The sequence below is a fragment of the Glaciimonas immobilis genome, from assembly GCF_011947285.1.
Lineage (GTDB): Bacteria > Pseudomonadota > Gammaproteobacteria > Burkholderiales > Burkholderiaceae_D > Glaciimonas > Glaciimonas immobilis.
Genome location: NZ_JAAOZT010000014.1, coordinates 33832 through 48032, shown reverse-complemented (window position 1 = coordinate 48032; position 14201 = coordinate 33832). Strand labels below are relative to the sequence as shown.

The 14201-nt window shown below is 51.1% G+C and carries 8 protein-coding genes; 3 read left to right on the top strand and 5 right to left on the bottom strand.

The genetic code is table 11. The features are described from left to right. Positions 1-6 precede the first annotated feature (6 nt). On the top strand, positions 7-543 hold the full coding sequence (def, locus tag HAV38_RS19590; protein ID WP_168057092.1) for a peptide deformylase: 537 nt from the start codon (positions 7-9) through the stop codon (positions 541-543). 232 nt (positions 544-775) lie between these two features. Here the strand turns inward: def and cphA are convergent, their stop codons facing one another. Together cphA and HAV38_RS19580 are read right to left on the bottom strand one after the other, a co-directional pair. After that, the gene (gene cphA, locus HAV38_RS19585) at positions 776-3346 is read right to left on the bottom strand and encodes a cyanophycin synthetase (RefSeq protein ID WP_168057091.1); all 2571 of its coding nucleotides are present in this window, start codon (positions 3344-3346) and stop codon (positions 776-778) included. A 302-nt stretch (positions 3347-3648) separates the two neighbouring features. After that, complete coding sequence (locus HAV38_RS19580; RefSeq protein ID WP_168057090.1) at positions 3649-5847, bottom strand: cyanophycin synthetase; 2199 nt, start codon at positions 5845-5847, stop codon at positions 3649-3651. Positions 5848-6226: 379 nt separating this feature from the next. Here HAV38_RS19580 and HAV38_RS19575 point away from each other — a divergent pair, with 379 nt between their 5' ends. Next, positions 6227-8536: a cyanophycin metabolism-associated ABC transporter gene (locus tag HAV38_RS19575; RefSeq protein WP_375791699.1), complete on the top strand. Its 2310-nt coding sequence runs from the start codon at positions 6227-6229 to the stop codon at positions 8534-8536. Positions 8537-8597: 61 nt separating this feature from the next. Continuing rightward, positions 8598-9080: a cyanophycin metabolism-associated DUF1854 family protein gene (locus tag HAV38_RS19570; RefSeq protein WP_245182472.1), complete on the top strand. Its 483-nt coding sequence runs from the start codon at positions 8598-8600 to the stop codon at positions 9078-9080. 236 nt (positions 9081-9316) lie between these two features. On the opposite strand, the gene HAV38_RS19565 is transcribed toward HAV38_RS19570, so the two are convergent. The 3 genes from HAV38_RS19565 to map form a co-directional block, all read right to left on the bottom strand. Continuing rightward, on the bottom strand, positions 9317-10063 hold the full coding sequence (locus HAV38_RS19565) for a pseudouridine synthase (RefSeq protein ID WP_168057088.1): 747 nt from the start codon (positions 10061-10063) through the stop codon (positions 9317-9319). 72 nt (positions 10064-10135) lie between these two features. Next, positions 10136-12688, bottom strand: coding sequence for a [protein-PII] uridylyltransferase (locus HAV38_RS19560; protein WP_168057087.1), 2553 nt, complete (start codon positions 12686-12688; stop codon positions 10136-10138). Between the two features lie 352 nt (positions 12689-13040). Further along, positions 13041-13874 (bottom strand): type I methionyl aminopeptidase, encoded by an 834-nt coding sequence (map, locus tag HAV38_RS19555; protein ID WP_260326496.1) that lies wholly within the window; start codon positions 13872-13874, stop codon positions 13041-13043. Positions 13875-14201: the final 327 nt, after the last annotated feature.

Below are 14201 nucleotides of genomic sequence, written 5' to 3'. Positions count from 1 at the left end.
GATCCTATGAGCGTTCGTGAAATTTTAAAAATGGGGGATCCGCGTTTGCTATTGAAGGCGGAGCCAGTGACGGACTTTGATACCCCTGAACTGGCGACGTTGGTTAAGGATATGTTCGATACGATGCATGCGGCGAATGGCGCAGGATTGGCGGCGCCACAAATTGGCGTAAATTTACGTGTGGTTATTTTTGGCTTTAGAAATAGTGCGCGTTATCCGCAGGCCGAGCCGGTGCCGGAGACCGTCTTGATTAATCCTGTACTGATGCCGCTTTCCGACGCTACCGAAGAAGGCTGGGAAGGGTGCCTGTCCGTCCCCGGCTTGCGTGGTGTGGTGTCGCGTTGGCAGCAATTGCGTTATACGGGTGTCGATCAATACGGCGCGACAATTGATCGCACCGTCGATGATTTCCATGCACGGGTAGTGCAGCATGAATGCGATCATCTCGATGGTATTTTGTATCCGATGCGGATCAAGGATTTCACGCGTTTTGGCTATACTTCGGTGCTCTTTCCCGAATTGGATCCCGATGACGACGATTAAGCGTAAGGTACGCTTTAACCAAGTTATAACTAAGCTTTGATAGGGGCGGTAATGCGTTGCGGATAAAACGGCGATCTAGTCTTAATCAAGCCTTCGTCAAGCGCCAGTCAACCTTTAGTCAGCGTTAGGGGCGGTTCGTCATATGCATGAATGTGCTTCAGAAATTTTCAGGAAATAAAAAAAGGGATAGCCCTGATAAGGGTTATCCCTTTTTTGTAGATGTTATAGGCTATCAATGCCCTGCAATTCGCTTGGCAATATGTTCCAGCGCTTCCTCAACCTGATCAACTAATATAAGGCATAAATCACCTTCGCTTAATGACGCCAATGCCGCGTCGATAGCGATGAACTCGCCATTGATCTCTTGCGTGGCACTGGTGCGGCGTGCATTTTGCAAGCCTTCGCGTAGTAATGCCAATACTTCCCCGTCAGCCCGTCCACGCTGACATTGGTCCTGATACAGAATCACCTCATCGAAGGCGTCACCCAATAATTGCGTTTGCTGACGAATATCTTCATCGCGCCGGTCACCGGCACCGCTAATGACGACGGAGCGACGCTTTGCAGGCATGTTCTCAACCGCCTGCACCAGCGCGAGGATCGCATCAGGATTGTGGCCGTAGTCAGCGATAACGGTGGCACCGCGATAGTCGAATACATTGAATCTGCCCGGCACGTTCGCGGCATCATTGATAAAGGTACGCAGTCCGGTACGGATAATTTCCCAATCCAGTTTCAAGGCCCAGGCCGCTGCTGTCGCTGCCATGACGTTTTCGATCTGAAACCGAATGGTGCCGTTACGGGTCAATGGAATGTCTGCCAGTGGCAAACGTACCTCCTGCGTGCCGCGGGCACAGACGATATCTGTCCCCTCTACATACACGACACAATGACCTTGTGCGCGGTGTGTGCACATCACTGTATTGCTGCTATCGTAAGCAAAAAACGTCACAGAGCCGGGGCATACTTTAGCCATGCTGGTGACCATAGGGTCGCCAGCATTTAATACCGCGACGCCGTCAGAGGCGACGTTTTCTACAATGACGCGCTTGACGACCGCCAGATCTTCGACCGTACTGATGAAGCTTAGTCCCAGGTGATCGCCCATCCCAATGTTGGTGATAATCGCAACGTTACAGCGATCAAAACCCAGACCTTCACGCAAGACACCGCCGCGTGCAGTCTCAAAAACCGCTGCATCGACGTCCGGATGCATCAATACATTACGGGCGCTACGCGGGCCACTGCAATCCCCGGTATCAATGCGTTGTTTCTCAATATAGACCCCATCGGAATTGGTCATGCCGACACGCAGACCATTGCAACTCAGAATATGGGCCGTCAGGCGAACAGTAGTGGTTTTGCCATTGGTGCCAGCGACCGCGATCAATGGAATGCGACCATCGTCGCCAGGACCGAACATGGTCGCAACGATCGCTTTGCCTACGGCCCGGCCTTTGCCATAGGACGGCGTAATATGCATGCGCAAACCTGGCGCGGCGTTGACTTCGACGATACCGCCTTCTTGTTCTTCCAGCGGTTTGTGGACACTATTACAAACGACGTCAACGCCACAAATATCCAGCCCGACCATCTGCGCCGCGGCCACAGCGCGCGCAGCCATCTGCGGATGGACATCATTGGTAACATCAGTAGCGGTGCCGCCGGTACTCAAATTGGCATTATTACGCAGCACGACCCGTACGCCGGTAGGGGGAATCGCGTCGGCGTCGTAATTTTGTTTGGCAAGCGTTGCCAAAGCAATCGCGTCAAAGCGGATCTTGGTCAATGGCGTGGCATGACCGTCACCTCGTAAAGGGTCGCTATTTACCTTATCGACCAGTTCACGGATGGTGTTGATGCCGTTACCTATTACCAGCGGTGGGTCTCGTCTGGCGGCGGCGACCATTTCTTTGCCGACCACCAATAAACGAAAGTCATGACCGGGCAGATAGCGTTCAACGATCACATCCGAGCAGATTTCTGCTGCAACATTGAAGGCAGCGAAAATCTGCTCACGCGTGGTGATGTTGACGGCGACACCTTTCCCCTGATTGCCGTCGCGTGGTTTAACCACGACTGGACTTGCGATTTCCTGAGCGGCGCTCCACGCATCTGCTGCGTTGGATACCACGCTACCTTGCGGCACAGGGACGCCAGCGGCGCTGAGTAACATTTTAGTCAGTTCTTTGTCTTGCGCAATCGATTCGGCGATGGCGCTGGTAGCGCTGGTTTCTGCTGCCTGAATCCGACGCTGACGACTCCCCCAGCCAAATTGCACCATGCTGCCATCCGTCAGACGGCGGAATGGCACGCCGCGTGCGATCGCAGCCTCGACAATTGAGCCGGTGCTGGGTCCCAGACGAACGTCTTCATTGAGTTCCCGCAAGCGTTTCAAGGCATCGGCCAGATCAAATGGCTGATTATTGGCAGCAGCTGTACATAACGCCTGAGCCAGTTCAAAAGCCAACTTGCCTACTGCCTCTTCACTGTATTCTACGATGACTTGGTAGACGCCGGCTTCAAGCGCCTGCACGGTACGACTAAAAGTGACCGGGCAACCAGCTTCCGATTGCAGTGCCAGCGCGGCACTTTCTAACGCATGCGCCATCGAAATAGCATCATCGCTGCCAGTCGATTCAAGGAATCCTATGTGCGGGAAGCGCGCGCGTAAACGGGTCTCGAAATCGATGATTCCGTCAATCGACCGCTCCGGTTCCGTGCAGGACACAATGGCTTCAACTGCGGTGTGGCGGCTCCATAGATTAGGGCCACGAAGAATTCGGATACGGGATACGTCCATCAACAAATTTCCTGAATTTCTGGTTTGTTCAACCAAGTTTAATCGGTACTACGTGTGAACTGCCAGCGGAAACCGACGATCCAGACATGAGGCATTTTTAGAACTTACGTAAACCGCCCAAGCGGGGTAGTGCTATCCGTGCCGCCCTGGCCTAGGGTGTACGGCACGACTTATTGAAACGATTTTGCGTAAGCCCATTTTTATTGTCAATCACAGTCCATTAGGGTGCCATGCAGTATAGCTAACTGCGGCCCCATTTTGCTGCCCTATATTAATGGATGCATCGAGAACCGGTCATCCGATTAAGCTGACTGCGTTGTCCGTATTTTTGTCAGTGGAACTACTTGTTCCATATTAAAGGTTTCGATGCATGCACGTATTAAATCCACTGCAATCCCCAGCGCCCAGGTTGCGGCAACCGCGGCCAGTACATTTTCGGTCTGGAACGTTGGTTGACCATCTGCCGTCAGCGGAATCGTCGCGATACGGGCCAACATGATTTCAGCTTGTCCGGTCGCCATGATGATATGACCGTGACGCACAAATACCGCCCGTTTGCCCTGTTTCAAATGGTCGGCAATAATCGGCAGGGTTTGTTCTATACCGAAGAAGATAACCTCGCCATCGCACAAATCGGCCATAGCCGCGACCAGCTTATCTGCGGCATTGAGGACAGCGACGCCGGTGGGCAGTACAATATCAACCTGCGTACGTAACACCTTTGCCATCTGTTCGGCATCATCAATGTAGTAGTCGGGCAGGGTGTCATTGGCAGCGATATTGGTGACCACGCCCACCTGACAACGATCATAAGCCAAACCTTCGGATAATATTGTGGTCGCGCCGTTTTCAAAGACCGCTGCCTCTACTGCGCGATTCAGAAGAATCCGATGCGCGCCGGTCCAGTTTGCACAGCTATTTTTTTCAATTTGCTGGTTATTTAAATAAAGGCCATCGCTACATGCCAGACCGGTATGTTGACCATTTAAACTCAGCAGACGGGCAATCAGATGCGACACCACGGTTTTGCCATGGGTACCCGCAACGCCTACAATGGGAATGCGGCCATTCTCGGCACCTGAGAACAGGTGATCAATAATCGCTTTTCCGACCGGCTGCGGTTCTCCTTGCGCTGGCTTCAAATGCATTAGCAGACCGGGCCCGGCGTTGACTTCGACAATCGCGCCGCGTTGCTTATCTAATGGCTGGGAGATATCTTCAGCGACCAGATCGACCCCGGCGATATCAAGTCCGATGATCCGTGCTGCCAGTGAAGCTGCCGCGATAACGCTAGGATGTACCTTTGCAGTTACATCGATGGAGACGTTACCGGTGCGTTGAATAAGAACCTGTTTATCGGCTGGCGGGATCGCTTCAGCGGAATAGCCCTGACGTTCTAATTCCATTCTGATGGTCGGTTCCTGATCGAGAAAGATCGGACTCAACGGATGTTCTTCCAACTCACCGCGTCGCGGATCGCTGTTTAACTGGATATCGATTAGTTGACGGATGTTTGATTTGCCATCGCCGGTAACCGATAGCGGTTCACCGCGTGTGGCGGCGGCCAGCTTGCCGCCGACAATCAATAGACGATGTTCGTTACCGCGCACAAAACGCTCCACGAGGACGCTGCTGCCTTCTTCCAGCGCGACGGCATAGGCAGTTTCTACTTCAGCGCGGGTGTTCAAGTCGATGAATACGCCGCGGCCATGGTTGGCATCAGTCGGTTTGACGACGACGGGCAAGCCGATGTCCTCGGCGGCCAGCCATGCGTCTTCGGGGCTATCAACCAGCCGTCCTTCGGGGATCGGCACGCCGCAGGATTCCAGCAAGCTTTTGGTCAGATCTTTTTCGCGCGAAATGCTCTCGGCGATAGCGCTGGTTTGATCGGTTTCAGCGGTCCAGATGCGCCGTTGGCGTGCGCCGTGGCCTAATTGAACCAGATTGCCAGAAGACAGGCGCAACGACGGAATGCGACGCTCATCGGCGGCTTCAACGATACAGGCGGTGCTTGGACCCAGGCAAAGCGAGTCTACCATTGCGCGTAAAGTGGCGATTTGCGCGGGAACGTCAAACGGACGATCTTCTATCGCCGCCATGACCAGATCGCGCGCTGCGTACAGGGCTGCGCGGGTGACTTGCTCGTGACGTGCCCGAACGACGACTTTGTAGACGCCGCGCTTGGAGGTTTCACGCGCTTTGCCAAAACCGCCCGGCAGTCCGGCCAGGTTTTGCAGCTCTAAAGTGACATGTTCCAGAATGTGGCCGGGCCAGGTGCCATCTTTGAGACGCTGCACAAAACCGCCACGCTCGCCATAACTGCAGCGATGCTCGATCAGGGAGGGTAACCAGTCGGTTAAGCGTTTATTAAAGCCGGGAATGACGTTAGAAGGGCAATCTTCCAGTTCTCCGATATCGATCCATGCCTCTAGAGCTGGTCGATACGTCCATATATTTGGTCCGCGCAAGGACGTAATTCGGAGAAATTCTATGTTTTTCATGAATAATTAGGTGAGTCTTGGGATTGCACGCTGCCGAGAATACCAAATTGGTTTTAACGTTTTAACGTTTTAAGTGTTAAATGGTTTACACAGAACAAAAAAATAAATAATACCTATTGGTCGCAATCAGCGCAGGAAAACCCTTAAAATACGGCAGCATAATAGTTATTCAAATTTACTGTTGCACGTTATCTTGCTAGCGGCGTCAGAAGTCGGATTGCAACCAGAATCGTTACTTTATCTTATATACGTTACTCTATCTTATATACATTGCATCAACATCATAATTGATGTGACGTTATTGTTGCTTATGAAAACTGAATAAGCAACACTCCACTCATTCCATTTTCATCCCTAAGGGATGCACCACCCCGTTTAGATGACAAGCGAACACCTTAATCCGATTTTTAAATCAAAGAACAGTACCCAATCTATGCCCGGTCAATGGAGCGCAGAGGTGATGCAGCAAATCGCGCCGGAAGAAAAAATTGCAGCATGGCTAGAGGTGGATATTGATTCGTCCCTGCATTTTACGCGGGGTTTGATAGTTGTGACCGATCGTCGTGTGTTATCCCGAATGACTGCGGATGCAGAGTGGCAGCAATGGATTTTTGCACAAGGATTGTCGTTACGTCATTTTGATCATGCCGGCATCGGTAGCCTGGAGCTGTTGGACCAGCATCAGCGCCTGGCTTGCTGGCGCTATACCCTGGGTCTGAACGTCATGGCGCTGCGTTTGATCACCCACTTTGAACAGCAATTGCAGTCGCATTTGTCAGGCCGGCCGGTGCATCCTCTGGACGAGGTGGTTTGCCCGCAATGCCAGGCAACGCTGCCGCCCGGTGAAGATACCTGCGGTATCTGTCCCGAGCAAAAGGGGGCAGCCTCGTCGCGTTGGGCTTTATTTCGGCTTGCGCGCTTTGCCAAACCCTATAAATGGTCTTTGATTCTGGGTTTTTTGTTAACGCTCACATCTACTGCGGCGACGCTTATTCCCCCGTATCTGACGTTGCCCTTGATGGATAACATTCTTATTCCATATCAAAATGGCAAGCCTATTAACGTTGGACTGGTTAAGTTGTATATGGCGGGTTTACTTGGATCTGCGTTAATCGCCTGGACTCTGGGCTGGGCGCGCACCTACATTCTGGCGATTGTCAGTGAGCGTATCGGCGCCGATTTGCGGACGTCGACTTATGAACATCTGCTGCGTTTGTCGCAAGAATATTTCGGAGGAAAGCGCACAGGTGATTTGATGGCGCGTATCGGGTCCGAGTCTGATCGTATTTGCGTGTTTTTGTCACTGCATCTGCTCGATTTTGCCATCGATGTATTGATGATGCTGATGACCGCCGCTATTTTGATATCAATTAATCCATGGTTAGCGTTAGTAACATTACTGCCGTTGCCGTTTATTGCATGGATGATCCATCTGGTGCGGGACCGTCTGCGTCATGGATTTGAAAAAATCGACCGAATCTGGTCGGAAGTCACCAACGTGCTGGCCGATACGATTCCCGGCATTCGGGTGGTGAAAGCGTTCGCGCAAGAAAAGCGCGAGGCGGCCCGGTTTAAAGAGGCAAATCGGCATAACTTGCTGGTCAACGACAAGGTCAATAAAATCTGGTCGTTATTTACACCCACGGTGACCTTTCTGACAGAAATCGGTTTGCTGGTGGTGTGGGCTTTCGGTATCTGGCAGGTTTCACAAAATCAGATTACCGTTGGTGTTCTGGTTGCCTTTCTGGCTTATATCGGACGTTTTTACACCCGCCTTGATTCGATGAGCCGGATTGTGTCAGTTACCCAAAAAGCGGCAGCGGGCGCCAAGCGGATTTTTGAAATCCTCGATCATGTATCCAGCGTGCCGGAGCCTGCGAATCCAGTGCATATTGAGAACGTGCAAGGTACCATCGAACTGCGCGATATCGGCTTCCGCTACGGCAACCGGTCAGTGATGCGGGGCGTCAATTTGACGATCAAACCGGGCGAAATGATCGGTCTGGTTGGGCATAGCGGATCGGGCAAAAGTACACTAGTCAATTTAATCTGCCGCTTTTACGACGTTTCGGAAGGCGCGATCAAGATCGATGGCGTTGACATTCGTGCATTGCCGATCGCCGAGTATCGCCGCAATATCGGCCTCGTATTGCAAGAGCCGTTTCTGTTTTTTGGTACCATCGCCGATAATATTGCTTACGGTAAGCCCGAGGCGACGCGCAAGGAGGTGGTGGCAGCGGCCCGTGCCGCGCATGCGCATGAATTCATTTTACGCCTGCCGCAAGGGTACGATTCATTAGTCGGGGAGCGTGGACAAGCACTGTCTGGCGGAGAGCGTCAGCGCATTTCGATTGCACGCGCGTTGTTGATTGATCCACGGATTCTGATTATGGACGAGGCAACTTCTTCAGTCGACACCAGCACAGAAAAGGAAATTCAGAAAGCGCTAGATAATCTGGTCCAGGGCCGCACCACGATTGCCATCGCCCATCGCTTATCGACACTGCGCAAGGCTGATCGCCTCGTGGTAATGGATCGTGGTGAGATCGTGGAGGTAGGTAATCATGATGAACTGATGGCGAGCGAAGGTGTGTATTACCAGTTGTACCAGGCGCAATTGCGCAACGTCGATGAAGAGCCAGAATTACAGAACTGGAATACGCGCAAAATTGCTGAGACGATTGCCTGAAGACCGTGACAAGGATCCGACCAAGACTCGCACATAGACTCGCACAAGGACCAACATAAGGATGACCACCACAATGCCACAACACGACTTCCGCCTGCGTCTCAATGCGTTCGGTCGACTTATATTCACATCCCCCGATGGAGAGGAGTATCAAGGGGTTTTGCCAGTGCGGGCTTTTCCAATTAGTGCGGCTGACGAGGGATTGTCGATTGTCGCCGCAAACGGGCAAGAATTAGTGTGGATAGATCATCTGAGTGATTTGGCGGATGATACGCGTATGCTGGTGGAACAAGAACTGGCACGTCGCGAGTTTATACCCGAAATCAACCAGATTACGCGCGTCTCCAGTTATTCAACACCCAGTATCTGGACAGTCGCCACTAATCGCGGTGAGGCTTCCTTTACGCTAAAAGGCGAGGAGGATATTCGTCGATTAGCCGGAGCAGCGCTGTTGATTGCCGATAATCATGGTGTGCATTTTGTGATTCGCGATTTACATAATTTGGACAAGGCGAGCCGGAAGATTCTGGATCGATTTCTGTAAATTACTGGAAACAGAAAGTGCCTTTTTAAGGATTGAAGCCCTGATGCAATATCGCCGCTTTCGCTATGCGGCTTGATGTCATCACGGCTTGATGTCATGCTGATTGCTGATCAGGTCTCCAGAGGGGCATCAGGCCGCCCCTCTGGACCAAATAAAATTGTTTTGATTTGAGTAAATTTGAGTTTAATATTAATTATAATCGGGCACATTATCATCTAAATGATGCGGCGCCTTTATCAAAAGTTCTCGTCAATATTCAGATAGCGCCATTCGCCGGTAGGTAAATCCCCTAGCGTAATTTTGCCAATGCGGATGCGTTTCAATCCCGTCACTTTCAAGCCAACTGCTTCGCACATGCGGCGAATCTGTCTTTTTTTACCTTCGCGTAACGTAAAGCTGAGTTGATCTTCATTCTGCCATTTAACAATGGCGCGTTTAAGTGGTTTGCCGTCCAGCGACAACCCAAAATTCAGGCGTCGCAACTCGCTGTCAGGTAATTTTGCGCCGTGATGATATTGAACGCGGACGAGGTATTCTTTGTCGATGGACGAATCTTCACCGATCAATTCTTTGGCAATGCGACCATCTTGCGTCAACACAAGCAATCCAACGGAGTCAATATCCAGGCGACCGGCAGGAACCAGATGGCGTAACTGACTCCCGTGAAATTCTTGTACCGACTTGTCTTCTTTCCAGCGGCTTGCGCCATTCACCAATACCACCGCTGGCTTATAACCGTCTTCGGCCTGGCCGCTGACATAGCCCATCGGTTTATTGATCAGAATGGTGACGCGTTTAGCCTGTTCAGCGCTGGCCTGACGGTCTACGGTCACGTGTTGATGCGGCAGTACTTTACTGCCAAGCTCGGAGATAATGATGCCGTCTACCCGGACCCAGCCGCGGGAGATCCACTCGTCGGCTTCTCGGCGTGAGCAAAGCCCAAGTTCAGACATGCGTTTGGAAAGGCGTAATGGTTCGGTCATAAAAGTACAAATCAAATAAGATTAAATAAATAAGGAAAGTTAATCGCTGCCGGGTTTTTTGTCTATATTTCCCTATATTTGCAGAGCATCGAGCAAATCGGTTTCGAGTTGTAATTGGGTCCGACTATGATTTAGTGCATTTCCATCGACTAAAAAAACGTCTTCCACCCGTTCACCCAAGGTCATGATCTTGGCTGTATGCAAGTTAATCTTGTATTTGGCTAACACGTTGGCGATTAAGTACAGCAAACCGGTACGGTCGTTGGCGGTAATGTTTAGAAGATAAAATTGACCACGTTCGTCTGGTTTCAAATCCACCGTTGGTGTAACCGGAAAAGTACGCGATAGTCGCGACAGGCGACCGCGCATCGGCGAGGCCAATGGCCCACGCGTCTCCAGTTGTTCCGTCAGTTCATGTTCGATAAGGTTGATGATGTCGCGGTAATGTTTGGCGAACAATGGCGCACTTAATAAAAACGTATCGAGCGCATAACCATGTTTGGTCGTGTGAATTTTGGCGTCCAGAATACTGAAATTCTTGCTGTCAAAATAGCTGCATATACGCGCAAATAAATCGGCTTCATCCGGCGTGTAGACAGCAACCTGCAAGCCTTCTCCAATAGGTGCCAGTCTGGCTTTTACGATCGGTTTAGGGCTATCCACAAGCGTGTAGAAAGAACGCGTTTGCCAGGCGATATCTGCGGCATCGTGGCGCAAAAAATAAGCAACGTCGAGCTGCTTCCATAACGCCTCATGCGCATCGTTAGGCAAGCCATACAGACGCAAGGTCTTCAACGCGTCTTCTTGCGTGTTTTTCAGCTCGCGGTCGGTTGAGGGCGTCTCGCCGCCTAGCACGCGCAAGGTAATGCGATATAAGTCTTCTAACAGCTTGCCCTTCCAGGCATTCCATACCTTGGGACTGGTGCCACGAATGTCTGCGACCGTCAACAAGTAAAGTGCTGTCAGGTGGCGCTCGTCTCTGACCGTGTTAACAAATTGTAATATGACATCAGGATCGGACATATCCTGCTTTTGCGCAACATGCGACATCGTCAGGTGCTGCTGTACTAAAAATACGACAAGCTCCGTGTCGTCGGTGGACATACCATGCTGTTGGCAAAATATCCGCGCATCGACCATACCCAATTGCGAATGATCCCCGCCACGACCTTTGGCGATATCGTGAAATAGCGCAGCGACATATAGTATCCATGGACGTGGAAAATTGGCCATCAACTGACTACAGAACGGATACTCGTGGGCGTGCTCACTCATCGTGAATCGTCGCACATTGCGGACTACCATCAAAATATGCTGGTCAACCGTATAAACGTGAAACAGGTCATGCTGCATCTGGCCGACAATACGACGAAAATTTGGAAGGTACCGTCCCAGTACACCCGTTTCGGTCATGCCGCGCAACGCATGGGTAATGCCTTGCGGTGCCTGAATAATCTGCATGAACAGTGCGCGATTGTATGGATTGCGGCGGAAGGCGGGGTCAATCTTGATGCGCGCATGCCATAAAGCGCGACGCGTACGCACGGTCATGTCTTTGAGTTGCGTATCGCTAGCGATCAGCGCAAATAACTCAAGCATGGTGGACGGTATGGTCTCAAATTGATCGTCGGCGACGATGTCAATCAAGCCGTTGAATTGGTTGAATCGTTCATTGATCGGGCGCGGCACGATCGGTTGCGGAAATAGATACGCTTCAATATTTTGTAGCAGCACCAGATTGAGCTGGGTCACTGATTTTGCGGCCCAGTAATACCTTTGCATCAGATACTCGCTGGCGCGGCGGGTTTCTGTGGTCTTGAAGCCCAACGTTTCAGCGATTGGGGTCTGGACGTCAAATACCAGCCGATCCTCACGTCGATTGGTGTAGATGTGCAAGCGTATGCGGATGTCTTTAAAGGCGCGCTCTTTTTGCTTTAATTGTCGGGCTTCGGTGGCGGTAATTAGTGACATTTTAGCAAGTTTACTCCATGAGTCGCCCAGGCCGGCGGCTTTAGTTACCCATAAAATCACTTGCAGATCACGCAGGCCACCAGGACTTTCTTTGCAGTTTGGCTCCAGACTAAAGGCCGTATCTTCAAATTTCACGTGACGCTGGCGCATTTCCAGTTTTTTTGCCTGAAAGAAGGTGCGCGGGTCCATCGCCGCGTTATAGCGGACTTGCAACTCGCTAAATAGGGCCTTGTTACCAGTGATTAATCGCGCCTCAAGTAAACTGGTCTTGACGGTGATATCCGCAGCAGCTTCAGTCATGCATTCATCCACCGAGCGGATGCTGTGACCGATTTCCAGCCCAATGTCCCAGAATAACTGAACAAGTTGCTCTAATGTACAGATGAGCTCCGCATCAGGAGGACCTTCCAGCAAAATCAGCAAATCGACATCTGAGTGGGGAAATAATTCACCGCGCCCGTAGCCGCCCACGGCCACCAAGGCGGCGCAGGCTGGTAGCTGCAATAACTTCCATGCAAGGGTTAGCGCGGTATCAACACTTTGCCGCAACTGCTTCAATAGTGGTTCTGGCTTACCGTTTTCCAAAAAAGCATCGATGATGGTTTGTCGCTCGGTTCTTAATTGATTCTTTAAAGTTTTGGCAAGTGTCGACATGGCTACGCTGTCTTAGCGAAAGAAGTGTGGTTGGGCAAACGTCTGAATAAAAATAACGCGCGCTAAAGGACAAACTGTTTAATAAGGAAAGGTCGGGGTTGTGAACGTGGGTTTTGGGATTGTTTTTATTTTCACACGGAACTCCGCACTTTCCCAGAGTTAAAAGTTGACTATCATCGGAGCCGCTTGCGCTCGGGAATATCGCAAATTGCAGTCCGCCGAGCTCCCAGTCCTATATTCTACAGCCCAGTCCGGCCGCAGCACTGGGGTCTTGTCTTCACGATGCGGGTTTTGGTTCCGTAGAATTCTAGTGATGTTGCGAGGCCTTCAGTAACAGCGATAGCGCGCAGGTTCAGGCAATGAAAGCAGGCGGCGGTGGCGTTCCATCTGACTTGGTCAGAATTTCGTAACCGGTTTCTGTTACCAGTACTGTGTGTTCCCATTGAGCCGACAGGCTACGATCTTTCGTGCGAATGGTCCAGCCATCGCCCATTTCGCGTATATCGCGGCGTCCGGCATTAATCATCGGCTCGACCGTAAATATCATACCGGCCTCTAATTTTTCAAGTGTCCCAGGGCGACCATAATGTAATACCTGCGGTTCTTCGTGGAAGACTTTTCCGATGCCGTGACCGCAAAATTCACGCACGACGCTGTACCCAGCTTTTTCCGCGTGTTGCTGGATCACGTATCCAATATCGCCAAGGTGAGCGCCGGGTTTAATCTTGGCAATCCCCAGCCACATACATTCATAAGTGATGTCGCCAAGTCGTTTCGCCATGATCGAGGGTTCACCCGCATAAAACATCCGGCTAGTGTCGCCATGATAACCATCCTTGATGACGGTGATATCAAGGTTCACGACATCGCCGTTTTTGAGTACCTTGTCGCCAGGAATGCCGTGGCAGATTACATCATTTACCGATGTACAGATGGCTTTTGGATAGGGGGTGTAACCAGGGGGACAATAATTAAGGGGAGCGGGAATGGTGCCTTGCACGTTTGACATGTACTCATGACATAGACGATCAAGCTCACCAGTAGTGACGCCGACCTTCACAAAAGGCGTGATGTAATCAAGAACTTCCGAGGCAAGTTTGCCAGCGATGCGCATGCCAGCAATATCTTCGGCGGTTTTAATCGAAATAGAGGACATAGGTAGATAACTTTTGGTAAAAAATTGCAAAATAGTGCAGAAGGAATCCGAGGAAAATATCGGCCGAATCCTCGTAAGGGTGTTGGCGAGGTTCGACAGCAAGCCTAATCAAGGATCAATTATAGACGAGCTAGCTAAGCTCCGCTGTAATTCAGGTAATGCGGCACTTGAAGGATGCATACGTTTTGAGGTAGAATCTTGGGCTGGCTGGGATAGACAATTGAATAGCATTGTTACATCCTGGTCCGGAAGAAATACTGTTTATAGCTGTAACTCGTTGTTTTAAATCGCGAATCCGCTCGAAAAGGGTGCCTTGCTTGTCTAACAAGTCGGGTGACTGAGCAGATTCCAGACCCA

Excerpts from the sequence above, each read along its gene's own strand:
- def (WP_168057092.1), top strand. The coding sequence starts at position 7 with ATGAGCGTTCGTGAAATTTTAAAAATGGGGGATCCGCGTTTGCTATTG.
- cphA (WP_168057091.1), bottom strand. The coding sequence starts at position 3,346 with ATGGACGTATCCCGTATCCGAATTCTTCGTGGCCCTAATCTATGGAGC.
- HAV38_RS19580 (WP_168057090.1), bottom strand. The coding sequence starts at position 5,847 with ATGAAAAACATAGAATTTCTCCGAATTACGTCCTTGCGCGGACCAAAT.
- HAV38_RS19575 (WP_375791699.1), top strand. The coding sequence starts at position 6,227 with ATGACAAGCGAACACCTTAATCCGATTTTTAAATCAAAGAACAGTACC.
- HAV38_RS19570 (WP_245182472.1), top strand. The coding sequence starts at position 8,598 with ATGACCACCACAATGCCACAACACGACTTCCGCCTGCGTCTCAATGCG.
- HAV38_RS19565 (WP_168057088.1), bottom strand. The coding sequence starts at position 10,063 with ATGACCGAACCATTACGCCTTTCCAAACGCATGTCTGAACTTGGGCTT.
- HAV38_RS19560 (WP_168057087.1), bottom strand. The coding sequence starts at position 12,688 with ATGTCGACACTTGCCAAAACTTTAAAGAATCAATTAAGAACCGAGCGA.